Genomic DNA, 16,934 nt, shown 5'->3' on the forward strand with positions numbered 1-16,934 from the left:
TTTAAATCCGACAGGTTTTTAAAACCTGTCGGTTTTTTTATGCGCAACTATCTTTGCCAAAGTTTAAAACTTTGACAAAGATTTAGCAATCAACTATCATAATAGGTTTTTTATTTTATTGAAATTAAACCCATTACCATTTTTATTTCGTCTACCTTGCTCCGTTGGCTGCAATTGTAGTCTTCCCTAAAACAAAATGGAAGATAGTTTCGAAGATTTGATTTCGAGTTATATTGAGAATAAAGTAGGAATATCAGAGCATTTTTTAAGTGCTGAACTAGCAAATCATTTAAAACAAAATTTATTTGATTTAAACGACAAAAGTTTGTTGCTTGCTGCCGGAATTGGTAATTCAGAGAAACTATCTTACGACGGCGCCATCAGAAGTGATTCCATTTATTGGCTTGATAAAAAGCACAATAATGTTTTCGAAAATGAATTCTTCGATAAAATAGACGCTTTCATATTATACTTAAACGAAAGCTGTTACGCTGGAATTACCGGTTATGAATTTCATTATTCATTATATGAAGCCGGTGATTTTTACCTGAAACATTTAGATCAATTCAAAAATAATCCAAGTCGAAAATATTCCATGATCAGTTATTTAAATAGTAATTGGAAAGAAGCAGATGGTGGCGAATTAATGATTCATCAGGAAAACAACAATCAAAAAATTGCCCCAACTCAAGGAAAAACAGTTTTTTTTAAAAGTAATGAATTAGTTCATGAAGTTTTAGTTACGCAAAACACAAGAATGAGCATTACTGGCTGGTTAAAGAGCGACTAAGAGATCCTTATAAATATTTAATTGTTTGGAGTTTGAATATTTTTAGAAATTATATTGATATATCAATTATATTTGTATCAAATAAAAGAATATGAAACTTGAAAATCCAACCGGAACCGCGCTTTATTCAATAGAAAAAGCGATAAAGGAATATCGAAAACTGGCACAAAAAAATATAACCAAAGTTGTAAAAGACATTACGATAGATCAGTGTTTAGTATTAATTATACTAAATGATAATCAGAATATTTCTCAGAAAGAATTAGCAAATCTAGTCTTTAAGGACAATGCTTCGATTACAAGAATGATTGAATTAATGGTTAAAAAAGAATATCTAAACCGAACAATTCATCTCGAAGACCGCAGAAAATTTAATCTAGAAATAACAAATAAAGGAATAACAACTCTGGAACTAATGAAGCCAGTTATCAAAATTAATAGAGAAACGGCACTCGATGGTTTATCATTAGAAGAAATAGCATTGTTAAACAAAACCCTCAATAAAATAATTGCGAATTGTAAAAAATAATAATTATGAAATTAAGATTAACACTAATTGCATTGTTGGTATTTACTTTTGGATATTCACAAAAAGAACTTGCGGGCAAATTAGAAAAATATATGGATGCTCAATTTGTCATTAATAATTTTAGCGGTACTGTTTTGATTTCTAAAAATGATTCTGTAATGCTGGAAAAAGCATATGGTCTTGCTGATTATGAGTGGAATGTAAAAAACACAATAGACTCTAAATTCAGTTTAGCTTCGGTTTCAAAGCAATTTACTGCTGTTGCTATTTTGCAATTAACAGAAAATAAATTGCTTTCATTGGATGATCCTCTTAGCAAATATTTTAGTGATTTTCCTAAAGGAGAAAAAATAACTTTAAAAATGATGTTAACCCACAATTCAGGTTTACAAATGGATTTTGACGAGTTGTATCTGTCTAAAACAAATCTTAATAAAGATTTTGTTTATAACTATTTAACCAAAAAACCATTGTTGTTTGAGCCTGGAACAAGTACGGCTTACAGCAATATTGGTTATTATTTTCTGGGGCGTATTATAGAGAAAGTATCTGGAAAATCTTATGCCGAATACCTAAAAGAGAATGTATTCGATAAAGCAAAAATGTATAATTCAGGTGTTTCAACTAATGATGCAATAGTAGATAAAATGACTCAATTATATTATTTAAAAAACAATAAATTGGTAAAGAATCCCTATATCGATTGGAGTTGTAATTTTGGGCATGATGGTATTTATGCAACTGCTGAAGATTTATATTTATGGAATAAGGCGCTTTTTGATAGTGAAACCATTTTATCAGAAGAATCTAAGAAAGAAATGTTTACGTCTTATAATGAGCAAAATTTTGGTTTTGGAGTTGTAATAAATCCTTTCTATAATCAGGGACATCAATTAATTGCGCACGATGGAGGTTTCTACGGTGCTATGACTTCTTTTAATAAATACACACAGGATAAGGTTTTTATAACCGTTTTGTCTAATAATCAGTCAAAATCATATTATATCGCTTATGGTCTTGCCGGAATCTGTTTTGGAAAAGAAGTAGAGCTTCCGTACAAACACATTGAATCAGTAATAGATACAAAAGTTTTTGATGAGTATGTTGGCGATTATGATGGCATCAAAATTTTAAAGAAAGACAATAAACTCTATTATCTTGATTACAATATCGAACTGTTGGCGGAATCTCAGACGAAATTTTTTAGATCAGACAATAATAATATGACATTGGAATTTATTAAAAATAAAAAAGGAAAAATTACACAGTTAGAAATCAAAAAAGCGGGAATAAAAGAAGTGAAAAATAAAACTAAAGGAGTTTAAAACCTTATTTTTGTAGTTAAAATATAATTCTATGTTATTTCTTCTTTTAAGTATTCTTTGTAGCGTAACTGTTGGTGTAATTTTCAAAATAACCCATAAATATAACGGAAACCCAATTCAAATTGTAGCCTTCAATTATGTGTTTGCCCTCCTATTGTGTTACCTTACTTTTAGTCCGGATATTTCTGAAATTCACACAACTGCGCCGTGGAATATTTATCTTGCAATAGGAATTCTGTTGCCAGTTGTTTTCTTGTTTTTGATTGCATCCATAAAACATATGGGAATCGTAAAAACTGATGCAGCACAACGATTATCACTTTTTATTCCAATACTGGCCGCATGGTTTATTTTTAAGGAAGAATTTAATACATATAAAGTTCTGGGAATCATAATTGGTTTTTTAGCGCTGTTGTTCATCTTAAAAAAACAATCTCAAAATAAAGAAAACAAATGGATTTATCCCGCTGTGGTTTTAATAGGTTTCGGATTAATCGATATCCTTTTCAAACAAATTGCCCTTTATACTAATTTGCCTTATACAACTTCTTTATTTATTGTTTTTGATATTTCATTAGCAGTTTCTTTGCTTATAATTATTTATAATGTTGCAATTAAAAAGATGAAATTAGAAGCTAAAAATATCCTTTTCGGAAGTTTGGTTGGACTGTTTAATTTCGGAAATATTCTGTTTTACCTAAAAGCACACAAAGCATTTTCAGAAAATCCCTCTACCGTTTTTGCCGGAATGAATATGGGGGTTATTATTTTAGGAAGTCTTGTTGGTCTGCTTTTTTTCAAAGAAAAACTATCCAAAATTAACTTTATCGGTATCTTTTTGGCCTTAATTGCCATTATTTTGATTGTTTTTTCTCAATTTAAGTAATTTTTTTGTCCCCTTAATACGTTAATTTACAGGTTCTTTTATGTTAAGTTTTAAAATAATTAAAATAAACTCGACTAATTCTATAGAATTTATAAAATATATTTATAAATTTGCTTCAACAATGAGAAACTCTAGCCAAAATATCATTCAGGTCATGTGCAGCTTCACGATGTGTTGCATGATGAACTATGTAATGAAATGGCGTTAATAGAAAATGGAACTTGTTAGTTATTTTTTTTTTTAGCCTTTCATGCACAATGAAAGGCTTTTTTTTAGAACTATTAAAAAATCAATAAAATGAGATCAAATAGAAATACCAACATAATGATGCAGTGCTGTCTTATCAAAATTCCGTGTTGTAGACAAGGCAATTGTTTGCAATAACAATTCTCTTGGAAAAGAGTCAGGTAAAATTCTAAATCAAAAAAATAACCCCAATTAAAAATATAAAAATGAGTACAGAAATAATTAAACAGAATCCCTTTCAGTCTATGATTGATCGTTTTAATATCGCAGCAAATATTCTTAATCTTGACGAATCAATCAGGCAAAAACTGCAAAGACCTGAAAAACAAATTGTCGTTAATTTTTCTATTGTTTTGGATAACGGAAACGTACAAAACTTCGAAGGATACAGAGTAATTCACAACACGGCATTGGGCCCATCAAAAGGCGGAATACGTTACGACAACGGCGTAAATCTTGACGAAGTAAAAGCATTGGCAGCCTGGATGACCTGGAAATCTGCAGTAACAGGAATTCCGTTTGGAGGAGCAAAAGGAGGTATTATTTGTGATCCGAGAACACTTTCTAAAAAAGAATTAGAAAAAATTACAAGAGCGTATACAAAAGCTTTATCAGATATTTTTGGTCCGGAAAAAGATGTTCCCGCACCGGATATGGGAACCGGTCCTGACGAAATGGGCTGGTTAATGGATGAATTTTCATTACTTCACGGCAAACCAATTCACGCTGTTGTAACTGGAAAACATTTGCATTCCGGAGGTTCTTTGGGCAGGGTAGAAGCAACCGGAAGAGGTGTAAGCATTATTACACTTTTGGCACTTCAAAAATTAAAATTAAGACCGGCAAGATCTACGGTTGCTATTCAGGGATTTGGAAATGTAGGATTGCATTCCGCATTGTTTTTACATCAAAAAGGATTGAAGGTAGTCGCAGTAAGTGATGTTTCAGAAGCATTTTACAACCCGGACGGACTTAATATTCCGGAACTGATTTTGTATTATAATCTCAATAATAAAAGTATAAAAGGATATCCCAATTCTGTTGCCATAAAACACGAAGATTTATTGCTTTTGGAAGTTGATGTCTTAATTCCGGCGGCGAAAGAAGATGTAATTACACAAAAAAATGCAAATGAAATTAAGGCGAAAATAATTGTAGAAGGCGCAAATGGTCCGGTTTCTTCAGATGCTGATCAGATTTTGCATGAGAAAAATGTTTTGGTTGTTCCGGATATTTTAGCAAATGCCGGCGGTGTAACGGTTTCTTATTTTGAATGGCTTCAGAATTCGCTTTTAGAATCCTGGAGAATTCACCAAATCAATACGCGTCTTGAAGATATTTTGGAAAAAGGTTTTGAAACTGTTTTCAGGATTGCTGCAAAACACAACGTAACGCCACGTATTGCGGCTTATATCATCGCTTTGCAAAAAGTTGCCGATACGCAATCTGTAAAAGAAGTAGCTTTGAGTGCGCCAAAATTCAAACAGAATTAAAAACTGATTTTTTAAATGAATAGTATATTTTCATTGGTTATTCGAAATAGTAACTGATGAAAATATCTTTTTCGTTAAAATTATACCGAATTAAATACCTAATTGTTTAGCAATTAAAAGTAATTTTTAAAATGGAACATATTAATTTTTTAGCGTTTGCTATGCCAGCCTTTTTCATTTTTTTGTTTTTGGAATATAAACTGGCACAGCGCAAAAAAAGACCTGAGATTTTCAATTACGAAAGCTCTGTTTCGAACATTAGTATTGGTATTGCCGAAAGATTAATCAATCTTTTTGTAGCCGCAAGTTTTTATCAGCTCTATTATTTTATCTATAATAATTATCGATTTTTTGATATTCCCAGCAATGTATTTGTCTGGTTTGCCTTAATTCTCGCGACCGATTTTGTCTGGTATTGGTACCACAGACTGGGTCACGAAGTCAATTTTTTCTGGGCAGCGCATATTGTACATCATCACAGTGAAGAATTTAATTTTACAGCTGCAGCCAGAATCACTACTTTTCAGGCAGTTGTACGCACTGGTTTTTGGTGCATTTTGCCACTTGTTGGTTTTCATCCTACAATGGTAATCACGATGCTTATTGTGCACGGCGCTTATTCCTTTTTTACACATACACAGCTTATTGGTAAAATAAAATGGTTAGAATATGTTTTTGTAACGCCATCCGTTCACGGCGTTCATCACGCCTCTGACGAAAAATATCTGGATAAAAATTACGGAGATATGTTTACCTTTTGGGATCGTATTTTTGGAACTTTCCAGGAAGAAGAAGAAAAACCAAAATACGGATTAACGCATCCGCTAAAAAGCTACAGTTTCCTTTGGCAGCACTTTCATTATTATTTTGAAATTTACGAATTATGGAAACGCTCTTCAGGATTTAAAGCCAAATGGAAAGCCGTTTTTGGAAGTCCTGCGCATATGGATCAGGATATTCGACCGATATTAGAAAAACGCTTTTTGCAGGACAAAAGCAATCCGCATCAAAGGTTGAGATTCCGTAATTACCTTTATATTCAATTAGGAATTTGCACTTTATTTCTAACTGTTTTTACTTATTATTTCGATTTTTTAAATCTCTTTGATAAGATTTTTGTGTTGACTTTTATTCTGGTAACGTTAGTCAACTGTGGTGCTTTATTAGAACAGCGCAGATGGATTTATTATCTGGAATATGGAAGAATTTTTATCGTAAGCAGTTATTTTTTATACGAAGAAGATTTAAAGGCATTTTTGTTTGTTCCGCTGGCGATTATGATTTTTGCAGAACAATTGTTTTCGTTGAGCAAACGTTATCAAAATGTAGTATTGCAATTGGAATCAGAATAAAAATAGGCCACAGATGACGCGGATGATACGGATTATCACAGATTTTTTATTGTATAAATTTGTATGATCTGGGCAGAATAAAATTATGAAGATCGCCACGAATTCACGAATTTTTATACATGCAGATGTAACAATAATTCGTGAATTCGTGGCGTTTTTTTTTGACACAGATTAAAATGTTTTTTCTAATCTGTGCCAATCTATTTTAACCCGTTCAATCCGTGGGCAAAAAATTAAATTGTTTTAAAATTCGTGAATTCGTGGCGTTTTTTTTTGACACAGATTAAAATGTTTTTTTCTAATCTGTGCCAATCTGTTCTAACCCGTTCAATCCGTGGGCAAAAAATTAAATTGTTTTAAAATTCGTGAATTCGTGGCGTTTTTTTTTGACACAGATTAAAATGTTTTTTTCTAATCTGTGCCAATCTGTTTTAACCCGTCCAATCCGTGGGCAAAAAATCATATCGTTTTAATCGCCATAATTTTCTCCTCAAAAGTGTCTTTAAAATCTGATTTGCTTTTGATTCTCGTTTTATACGTGTAAATTGTAGCTACAGAAAGTTCCAGAAATTCTGCCATTTGACTACTATCCTGAATTCCTAATCTGTACAATGCAAAAATGCGGAGTTCGGTATTTAAAAGTTCTCCTTTTTTAACGATGCATTTATGATCATTCGGGAATAAATTATTAAAATCGGTTACAAAAGTGGGGAATAATTTCAGGAAGATTTCATCAAATTGGTGAAAGAGATTTTCCCGTTCTTCCTTTACATTATAACGCTTTAAACTCGCGATAACTTCATCTGTTTTCTTGGTGATAATTTTATGAAGCGTACTTTTCTGTATGTGATCAATCTTATTAATAAATGCCGAAGTCGCCTTAATAAAATACGTAATATATTCTTCCTTAATTGCATTGGCTTCGCTTAAACTCACATTCATTTCCTGCAATTGCGCGTAGGAAGAAGCCATTATTTTACGGGCTTTATTCTTTTCTTTTAATTGTTTAAAGATGATAATCAGAAACAAAATAATAATCAAAGTCAGAATCGTTAACAGAATAATGATTCTTTCCAGTTTGTCATTTTTATCTTTTACATTATTCAGTTGTGCTTTTTCTATAATAGGCAAAATCGACGAAATTTCGATTTTTCTATGCCTTGCATTATAAAAAGTCGCATCGTCCATAGCAATGTTAATGTACTCATTTGCCTTGTCTAATTCGCCCATTTTAAAAAGTTCATTGGCGAGATTTCGTAAAGCAACGGTTTCTTTCGTGGCATTTTTAACATCGGCAATAGCGGCGAGAGCGAGATAATAAATGGCTTTTTTGGTATATCCTCTTTCCGAATAAATATAGCCGAGACTAGAAGTCGCGATTCCATAATAATCCGGCGGAAGATTATAGTTGTTTATCCAGTAACTGAAGGCAAATTCGGCACCACGCCAATCTTGTTGTTTTAAGCGTTTTAAACTTTCTGCCGCCCAATATTCATTGCTGTTAGGGCCAATTAATTCCAAAGCTTTTTTTAAAAAATGATTTCCCTGCTGGACATAATGAATGTTAAAACGCTGATCTTTATTATAATCTCCGAGATCATAATAAGCACGCGCTTTGATGGAATAAAATTCGATTTTATGTTTCTGGTCGAGTTTTTGGTCATCGATAACATTCAAAGTGTCAATCGCTTCCTTAAATAATCCGGAGGAAAGCAATACGAAACCTTCTTTAATTCGGCTTTTAGCCAAAAACTTCGGATCTTTTAAAACAATGGCTTTGATTTTTGCTTCTTCCAGATAATAATAAGCAGAATCATATTTGAAAGATTTATATTCTTCAAACAACGACATATAACAATTATATAATTGCTCGTTGTTTTGGTTCAAAGTAAATTTTGAAACGTCTTTTTTTATGGCTGCAATTTTATGATATTTCTTTTTTAAATAAACTTCCTTTTTCAGAAGCACTCTATCCAATTCTTCCAACACAGGATTTTTCTCTTTCGCAGCCAGAGAAAAACCTGCAATAAAAAAATACAGAATCAATAGTATTCGCATAGTGTTTTGGTTAGGTAAAGTTATTTTTTGATTTGTAGTGTTAATTGGTTAATTCAGAATAATTTTAAAAGAGTTGATGATTGAGCAACTTTAAAATTAGCTTTTTGTATTTAGAAATGTGTGATTTATAAAGTCAAATCACTCTTAAATGTTAAAAGTAGTCTAATAATTTGCAATTATACAATAAAAAGCAATTATATATATGCATAGTGAAAAAAATACATGTATAAATTTAGATATTGTTATTATTACCATTAAAAAAACCTATAATTTGATCTAAACAACGTCTTGATTTTTTGAATCGTTATAAGATTGTAATATATTGATTATTAGAATTTTGACTTCTTATTAACTCAAAATATATCTTGATTTTTCTCAGATGTTTTTTTTTAGATTTATTTAACATCTAGTTTCGTTCTGTCTTTAAGAAGACAAAAAAACTAACGAAACAAACCACAAATTTATGAAATGTAAAAGTATTTATTGGTTAGCTGTTTTGATGTGTTTCATGGCCATTGGTTGTGATAATACAGAAGACGGAAGCTACGTTGATCCGATTACCCTTTACGAGAAAGTAAACGGAAATTGGGGATTAACAAATTTGAAAATGGTTGATGAATCTGCTAAGGCAAATGCCATCGAACCAAGTGAACAAAACTTGAGTACGTATTTTAACTACGAAGATTTTAAGATCAAATTTAACGTAGATGAAAATAGGAATCCAACAAGTTATGAAGTTCTGGGAGACGTTCCTCCATTGTTTGCCAAAACAGGGTTTTGGAGATTAAGTTCAGATTTTCAGCCAACTAACGCAAGCGGTCCGGTTCGAATTTATTTGTATAGTGACGCTCAGAAAACGCAGAAAACAGACGAACTCAGACTGACTTCAGTTCCTGGAAACAACGACGAAATGGAACTTCAATTAGTGCATTCTTCAGGCGGAATTGCCTTTGTATCTTATGTATTCAAATTAAATGCTATTAACTAAAAGTAATATGAAAAAATTTCTATATACAATTTTACTTGCCCTTTTAATGGCTCCGAATTTTATGCAGGCTCAGGAAGCCGCGGGAGCTGTGGGACCAATATCATCGTTTCCCGTAGTTTACAAATATGATGAGCAGGTTACGTGGTATTTTGACATGTCAGGATCAACTTTTACCGAAAACGAAGATCTGTATATGTGGATGTGGTCACCATCTGAACCGGACGCGGGCAATTGGGAAAACTCTTCTGATTTTGCAAAACTGCATTATGAAGGCAATAAAGTATGGAGTTTTACTTTAACACCAACAGTTTATTTCTCCAGAACGGTGGCACAAATTACGGCAAGCGACGGATTTTGGTTTCGTTTAAAAAACAAAAACGGATCTAAACAAAGTGAGGTTGCCAATGTAACTTACACTGATTTCTCTTCGTTTTACACTGCAAATGAGTTAATCAGATCATACCCAACAAAACCAACAATTGATAAACCGGTTAGTATTTTATTTAACTCAAACTTGAAAGACGGTTTTGCCGGAGTTCCAAGTGTGCATTTCCACAGTGGATTAAACGATTGGGCGGTTAAACAGGAATATCAGGCATGGCTTCCGGATGTATCTGAAAAAACAAAACTGAAAGATCTTGGAAATGGTTTTTACAGAATGGATTTGATTCCGCAACAATATTACAATCCTGAGCCTGGCTTTGTTATGGAAAACATTACGTTTCTGTTTGTAGCAAAAGACTGGACAACTAATTCTGGTGATCAGATTATTTATGCAGGTGCTTATGAGCCGCCACCGCCGCCGATATTTGGATTTTTTCCTTTGCAAATTAGCCAAAAAGATTTTCTGGGTATGTACAGAAAAAACAATGAACCAGGCGTAAACAAATTACTTTACACGATTACAGCCGGAAGCAAAATAATTGCGGGTGAGTTTTCAGGCGGAACTGCTGAAATAAAAGGATTTGTCAATTTGGTTTCAGAGCTTCAAGGAATTCCGAATTTAAGTGAAATACATGTTTTGGTCAAAGACAATAAAGACAAAACAATTTCGGATACCACAATTCCGCTTAAAACTTTAGACAAATAACTATCAAACCAAACACCAATTCTAATGAATAGTAAAAATAAAAAAATAGTCCTGCATCAAATGTGGACTACTAAATCGGTGGTATTCATGATTTTCATGCTTTTCCTTTCGGCAGGAATATTTGCGCAGGGAAAAAAGAAAATATCAGGTACCGTTTATGACAATACAGGAAGTGTTTTGCCTGGAGCTTCGATTATTGAAGTAGGCACAAAAAATGCAACCACAACAGATTTTGACGGAAAATTTTCACTGGATGTAGCCGTAGGAGGTGCTATCGAAGTATCGTTCATCGGTTCATCAACACAAAAAGTTCAAATCACTTCAGCATCTTCAAATATCGATGTTCGTTTGCAAAATGACGGATATCAACTAGCAGAAGTTCAGGTTGTCTCTGTGGGATACGGAACTCAGAAAAAATCAGATTTAACCGGAGCCATTTCGACCGTTGGTGCAGATGATTTGGTTAAAGGAACAATCTCTTCGACAGAACAAGTTTTGCAGGGAAAAGTGGCGGGATTGAATGTGATTCGTCCTTCCGGAGATCCTGCAGCGGGTTCTACTTTACGCTTGCGCGGAGGAACATCTTTAACGGCAAGTAACAGTCCGCTTATTGTAGTTGACGGAATTGCAGGCGTTGATATCAACGTGGTTCAGCCTTCGGATATTAAATCGGTTGACATTCTTAAAGATGCTTCGGCGACAGCCATATATGGTTCAAGAGGAGCAAACGGAGTTATAATTATTACAACAAAATCGGGTACAAAAGGAGTTTCTGTTACGTACAGCGGTTTATCAAGCGTAGGTTATGTGGCTGATAATTTAGATCTTTTGTCGGCAAACCAATGGAGAACACAAGTTCGTCAAACAGGAAATATGGACGCTGTTGATTACGGCGGAAATACCAACTGGCAAAAAGAAATCGAGCAAGTTGCCATTTCGCAATCGCATACTTTAAGCATCAATTCTGGAAAAACAGACAGCGGTTTTAGAGCGTCTCTTTCGTACTTAAATAATGAAGGTGTTATTAAAACAAGCGGTCTGGAAAGAATTAGCGGAAACTTAAACGCCTACCAATATCTTGGCGAAAATAAAGCCGTAAAATTTGATATGGGGTTATTTGCCAATATCGATAAATGGCACCCAATTGATTACAGGATTTTTGAGCGTTCTTATAATTTGAATCCAACAATTCCGGTTTATGATGCAAACGGAGATTTTTCTTCAGTAGGCGGAAATATCTACGAAAATCCGGTTGAAATTTTAACCAACAGAACCGTTGATAATGAAAGACACAGACTTTTAGGTTATTTTAAAACTGAGGTTAAATTTCTAAATGATTTCATGGCAGTTGCCAATATTTCATTAGAACATAATGCGATGCAGGGAAGTACATACAAACCTTCGTACGCTGTTATGGAAGGAAGAACAGAAGGCGGTTATGCTCAAAAAACTTATGCAGAATATACAAATGCACAAGGAGAATTGTATGTAAATTATACTAAAGTTATTGATAAACATAATATTAGCGCACTTGCAGGATATTCATACCTTGAAAATATTTACAATGGTTTTGGCGCACAGCGTTCCGGTTTTGTAACAGATGCTTTTGGCTACAACAATTTAGGAGCAGGTTATAATTATCGTTTGGGCGATGTGTACTCCTACAAAGGAAAATCGAATTTGGTTTCATTTTATGCACGTGCCAATTACGGTTACGATAGCAAATATTTGTTGACTGCAACAGTAAGACGTGACGGTTCAAGCCGTTTTGGAGAAAACAATAAATGGGGAACTTTCCCATCTGCATCGGCAGCGTGGAGAATTTCTAACGAAGATTTTATGACTTCTTCTAAAGATTGGTTAGGCAATTTAAAACTAAGAGTAGGTTGGGGAATTACCGGTAATCAGGATGGAATTGGTGAATACAAATCACTTTCGATCTTAGGAGTGGGTAACGACAGTTATTATGATCCTGTTACAGGAACGTGGAGTTTGGCTTATTCGCCAAAACAAAACCCAAATCCTGATTTAAAATGGGAATCTACAGAGCAAGTAAACGTGGGTATAGACTTTAGTTTATTTAACAGAATTACAGGTTCATTCGAATGGTATTCTAAAACTACAAGAGATTTATTATATACTTATGAAGTGCCGCAACCGCCTTATTTAGTGGGAAATATGCTGGCAAACGTAGGTGAAATGTCAAATAAAGGAGTTGAGCTTACGCTGAATGCAGACATCGTAAAAGGGGATAAATTTACCTGGGATGCGAATTTGACTTTAGGACACAACGTTCAAAAAATAGAAAAACTATCGAATCCTACTTATAAAACAGATGTAATTTACAGCGGATCTTTACACGGATTAGCGGGTATGTCAGGACAATATTCTCAAATTATTGCAGAAGGATATCCGGTTGGAACTTTCTGGGGATTTGAAAGTGCAGGGCTTGGCGCCGATGGAAAAATGTTGTACTACAATGCCGCCGGAGAAAAAGTTCTGGACGACGTTTTAGTAGATGCTGATAAAAGAGATTTAGGAAATATTCAGCCGGATTTAACTTTAGGGATCGGAATGAATTTTACTTATGGAAATTTTGATTTAGGAATTTCCGGTTACGGAATGTTTGGTCAAAAAGCATTAAATGCCACAAACATGATGTTAAATGACCCAAACAGATTACCAGCTTTTAATGTTCCTGATGATTTCCTGAATACAGGTATTACTTCTGCACCAAAATACTCAAGTTACTGGATCGAAGATGCTTCTTTCTTTAGACTTCAAACCGTTTCTGTTGGATATACATTACCATTGAAATTAAAAGGTTCAAAATTGAGAATGTATTTAATGGGCGAAAATCTTGCCGTGTTTACAAAATACAAAGGTGTTGATCCTGAAATTGGTCTAAATGCACAAGACGGAATCAACCAAACCGGAGTAATGGATCAAACCGGATTGGCAGCGCCTGGAATTGACAGATATAATAATTATCCTCGCCCAACAACGATTTCTGTTGGATTAAATTTCACGTTTAACAATTAAGCGAATTAACTCAAAAATATAAAAAATGAAAATCAAAATAACAGCAGCAATATTGATGAGCATGCTTTTTACGATATCATGTACAAACTTAGATGAAGATTTGTACGATAGAGTAGAAGATGGAAACTTCGGAAATACGCCAAAAGAAATTGATGCATTGGTTGGTGGCGCTTATTCTTCGCTAAGAGGATTTGCCGACGGAATTTCAAACAATTACCCAACTTGCGAATATGTTTTCTTTTTAAATGAAACCGTTTCAGACGAAGCCACTATTCCAACAAGAGGAACAAACTGGTACGATGGCGGACAATATCAGGATGCACAAAAACACACCTGGAAACCAGACAACCGTATGATTCTTTCGGCATGGCGTTATAATTATACCGGAATAGCAAAGATCAATTCGATCATTTATCAAATCGATAAATCGTCATTGACAGATGACGCAAAAGCACCAATTTATGCCGAATTAAAAGCATTGAGAGCGTATTATTATTACAATCTTCTTGACATGTTTGGAAATGTGCCAATCGTAGTAAATTTTGAAGATACTTCGTTGCCGTCAAATTCTACCAGAAAACAGGTTTATGATTTTGTAGAAAAAGAATTATTGGATGCGCTTCCGCATTTAACTTCGAATGTGGTGTATTCTAAATTCACTAAAAATGTGGCATATTCATTATTGGCAAGATTGTATTTAAATTCAGAAGCATTTGTGGGAACGCCGCGTTGGCAGGATTGCATCGACATGTGCCAGAAAGTTACGGGTTATACATTAGCGCCTGATTTTTTTGCCAATTTTGCGACACAAAACGAAAAATCACCAGAGATTATTTTTGCAATTCCATATGATTCAAAAGCGGGAACTGTTGGAAATTATATGAGTTCAATGTCATGTCATTATTTGCATAAATTAACGCTTTCTGCCATTGGAGATTATCCTTGGAGCGCCAACGGAATGTGCGCACAGCCAGGCGTTTATTCAGCTTTTGAAGCAACAGACAAAAGAAGAAAATGTATGGTGGCCGGAGATCAGATTAATTTAGCAACCGGACAAGTGATTATGATGGATAACGGAGAACCTCTAACCTATACAGAAGCGGTGACAAGTGTTGCCGATGCCAAAGAAAATGAAGGTGTTCGTTTGGGAAAATACGAAATGAAAGCGGGCGAAATGTGGGAACGCGATCACGATCTTGTCGTAATTCGTTATGCAGAAATTTTGATGATGCAGGCAGAATGTTATGTTCGTTTAGGATCTGCAGATTTAGCAAAACCATTTTTACAGCAAATTGCAACTCGCGCCGGAACAGAATTACCAGCTACGATTGATCTTGCTTATGTCGATAAGGAATTGCTTCGCGAATTTACTTTTGAAGGAAGAAGAAGAGCAGATAACATTCGTTTTGGAACATTCTTCGATTCATGGTGGGAAAAAGGAGCGACAGAAAAATACAGAGCGATTTTTCCAATTCCGAGTACTGTAATGACCACAAATAAAAACCTTAATCAGAATCCCGGATATCCTGTAAACTAGATTCTGGAATGTCAGTCTTCCATGTTGGTTAGTCGTGGAAGGCTGACATCTTTTATTGTTTTTTTACAGATTAAAAGGATTTTTTTTCACGCAGATTTGGCAGATTAAGCAGATTTATTTTATCTGTGTGAATAGTTTTTGTTTCACGCAGATTCTGCAGATTAAAGCAGATTAAAAAAGATTTAATTTAATTAAAAGATCTGCGGAATCTGCTCAAATCTATTTTAAATCTGCGTGAAATAATTTTAGCCAAAGATTTTCAAATTAAAATGATTAAAAAATCAGCTCAATCTGCCAAATCTGCGTGAGAAAAATTAAGTGGCAAAAAAACAAAACAAACAACACATTAATATGAAAAGATATATCACATTATTGTTTTTTGGGATTTTGAATATTTTAATCGCCGCCGGTTGCAGCAGCGATGACAAAGGTTCAGATACACCTGCAGAACCAGAAGTAATTGCGCCCGTTGCGATTGAAAAAACAAATAGCACCAAAATTTACGTGCATTACATGCCGTGGTTTGAAACCAACGAAAGCAGTGCCGACAAAAAATGGGGATATCACTGGACAATGGCCAACAAAAATCCGAACACGATTGGCGCAAACAATCGCAGAGAAATTGCATCGTATTATTATCCACTAATTGGGCCTTACCATTCAGGCGATAAAAATGTGATCGAAAACCATTTATTACTAATGAAATACTCCGGAATCGATGGAGTTTTAATCGATTGGTACGGCACTTATGATGTTTTTGATTACAGAATGGTCAAAGAAAACACAGAACAATTAATTGCCATGCTTAATAAAGTTGGTTTAGAATATGCCATCGTTTATGAAGACAGAGTAACCAAAAGTGCTGTTGATGCCGGAAAAGCAATTTCTGTAACCGCAGCAGCAAAAACAGATTTGGCTTATATGGAGAAAAATTATTTTGATGATGCAAACTACATCAAAGTAAACGGAAAACCATTGTTGCTAAACTTCGGACCAATTGTATTGCAAACACCAGCAGAATGGACAAACGTTTTTAACACCATAACAACAAAACCTACTTTTGTCACCCTTTGGGATCAATCTGTAGAGGCTGGAGTAAATGCTTCTGGAGAATATGCGTGGGTGTATAAAGACAATTCTTACCTGACGAATTTTTATACCAATACAAAACCAAAACTAAATGTTGCAATAGGAAGTGCTTATCCCGGTTTTAAAGATTTTTATGCCGAAGGCGGGGGCGGAGCAGCGATTGGATGGACAATTGAACATAACAATGGAGCGACTTTGGATGAAACTTTAGCTTTGGCTAAAAATGCAAACCTAAACTTTTTGCAATTAATTACTTGGAACGACTTTGGCGAAGGAACAATGTTTGAACCAACGGTAGAATTTGGCTACACCTATATCGAAAAAGTAAAAGCTTTTGCCGGAGTAAAAAGTACCGAATCGGTTTTTCCTGAAATCAGTAAAATGTACAATTTAAGAATCGAAAAGAAAAGTAATGCCGATGTGCAGCAAAAATTAGATCAGGCTTTTAATTATTTTGTTTCTGCACAGCCTGCAAAAGCAAAACAATTGATAAATGAAATTAAATAAAG

General features: G+C 34.2%; 12 protein-coding genes. 11 read left to right on the forward strand and 1 reads right to left on the reverse strand.

What is annotated here, in order from left to right; all coding sequences use genetic code 11:
- Positions 1 to 196 precede the first annotated feature (196 nt).
- From RT99_RS14240 to RT99_RS14265, 6 genes are all read left to right on the forward strand, one after another.
- Positions 197 to 790, forward strand: coding sequence for a 2OG-Fe(II) oxygenase family protein (locus RT99_RS14240; RefSeq protein WP_042565403.1), 594 nt, complete (start codon positions 197 to 199; stop codon positions 788 to 790).
- Positions 791 to 881: 91 nt separating this feature from the next.
- Positions 882 to 1,319 carry a MarR family winged helix-turn-helix transcriptional regulator gene (locus tag RT99_RS14245; protein ID WP_042565404.1) on the forward strand — a complete coding sequence of 146 codons (438 nt, stop codon included), beginning with the start codon at positions 882 to 884 and terminating at the stop codon, positions 1,317 to 1,319.
- Between the two features lie 5 nt (positions 1,320 to 1,324).
- Positions 1,325 to 2,644: a serine hydrolase gene (locus RT99_RS14250; RefSeq protein ID WP_042565405.1), complete on the forward strand. Its 1,320-nt coding sequence runs from the start codon at positions 1,325 to 1,327 to the stop codon at positions 2,642 to 2,644.
- Positions 2,645 to 2,675: 31 nt separating this feature from the next.
- A complete protein-coding gene (locus RT99_RS14255) occupies positions 2,676 to 3,530 on the forward strand; it encodes a DMT family transporter (protein ID WP_042565406.1) in 855 nt (284 codons plus the stop codon).
- A 452-nt stretch (positions 3,531 to 3,982) separates the two neighbouring features.
- Positions 3,983 to 5,269 carry a Glu/Leu/Phe/Val dehydrogenase gene (locus RT99_RS14260; protein WP_242607211.1) on the forward strand — a complete coding sequence of 429 codons (1,287 nt, stop codon included), beginning with the start codon at positions 3,983 to 3,985 and terminating at the stop codon, positions 5,267 to 5,269.
- Positions 5,270 to 5,400: 131 nt separating this feature from the next.
- Positions 5,401 to 6,621: a sterol desaturase family protein gene (locus tag RT99_RS14265; protein WP_042565407.1), complete on the forward strand. Its 1,221-nt coding sequence runs from the start codon at positions 5,401 to 5,403 to the stop codon at positions 6,619 to 6,621.
- Positions 6,622 to 7,080: 459 nt separating this feature from the next.
- Here the strand turns inward: RT99_RS14265 and RT99_RS14270 are convergent, their stop codons facing one another.
- A complete protein-coding gene (locus tag RT99_RS14270) occupies positions 7,081 to 8,679 on the reverse strand; it encodes a DUF6377 domain-containing protein (protein WP_042565408.1) in 1,599 nt (532 codons plus the stop codon).
- A 463-nt stretch (positions 8,680 to 9,142) separates the two neighbouring features.
- On the opposite strand from RT99_RS14270, the gene RT99_RS14275 reads away from it, so the two are divergent.
- From RT99_RS14275 to RT99_RS14295, 5 genes are all read left to right on the forward strand, one after another.
- A complete protein-coding gene (locus RT99_RS14275; RefSeq protein WP_042565409.1) occupies positions 9,143 to 9,667 on the forward strand; it encodes a DUF5004 domain-containing protein in 525 nt (174 codons plus the stop codon).
- A 7-nt stretch (positions 9,668 to 9,674) separates the two neighbouring features.
- Complete coding sequence (locus RT99_RS14280) at positions 9,675 to 10,757, forward strand: hypothetical protein (RefSeq protein WP_042565475.1); 1,083 nt, start codon at positions 9,675 to 9,677, stop codon at positions 10,755 to 10,757.
- A 24-nt stretch (positions 10,758 to 10,781) separates the two neighbouring features.
- Entirely contained in the window at positions 10,782 to 13,799 is a 3,018-nt protein-coding gene (locus tag RT99_RS14285) for a TonB-dependent receptor (protein WP_165587209.1), read from the forward strand.
- A 25-nt stretch (positions 13,800 to 13,824) separates the two neighbouring features.
- Entirely contained in the window at positions 13,825 to 15,336 is a 1,512-nt protein-coding gene (locus tag RT99_RS14290; protein WP_042565410.1) for a RagB/SusD family nutrient uptake outer membrane protein, read from the forward strand.
- A gap of 351 nt (positions 15,337 to 15,687) precedes the next feature.
- Entirely contained in the window at positions 15,688 to 16,932 is a 1,245-nt protein-coding gene (locus RT99_RS14295; RefSeq protein WP_042565477.1) for a glycoside hydrolase family 71/99-like protein, read from the forward strand.
- Positions 16,933 to 16,934 lie beyond the last annotated feature (2 nt).

It is taken from the genome of Flavobacterium sp. MEB061, from assembly GCF_000834715.1.
Lineage (GTDB): Bacteria > Bacteroidota > Bacteroidia > Flavobacteriales > Flavobacteriaceae > Flavobacterium > Flavobacterium pectinovorum.